General features: G+C 72.3%; 1 protein-coding gene. It reads right to left on the reverse strand.

Features of this window, described 5'->3' with window-relative positions:
• On the reverse strand, positions 1-288 hold a 288-nt coding region (locus PUR56_RS21930; RefSeq protein WP_329950164.1), incomplete at its 3' end, for a carotenoid oxygenase family protein.
• Between the last annotated feature and the right edge of the window lie 123 nt (positions 289-411).

Here is a 411-nt window from a genome sequence, read left to right on the forward strand (position 1 = left end):
GTCGGGCCCGCGTTCGGTCATGTAGGGCGCGCCGACCAGGGCGGGGGACCGGACCCAGCGGTAGCAGTACCACTCGCCGCGGACCTCTCGCAGCCGGATGACGAGGACCATGCCGCTGCGCTTGAACCAGTGGGTGGGGGTGACGCCGGGGTTGGGGTTGTGGCGGTTGCGCAGGTGCCGGCCGGTGTGCTCGGTGGGCAAGGTGCCGTCGACGGTGAGGCCGGTGACGGCGTCGTCGTCGGTGTCGGGGGTGATGTGGCCGGTCAGGTACGGCTGCGCTGTGCTCATGGCAGGAGACCTTCCCGTGACGTGCGTTGCGTGTGAGGGTAGTTGTGGGGGAGATGGGATGGGCTGGGCGGGCGCGGGTCCCGGGGGACTCGGGCGGTTCGCGGGTCGGGCGCCGGGAGGGGA

This window comes from Streptomyces sp. BE303 (genome assembly GCF_036290945.1).
Taxonomy (GTDB): Bacteria; Actinomycetota; Actinomycetes; order Streptomycetales; family Streptomycetaceae; genus Kitasatospora.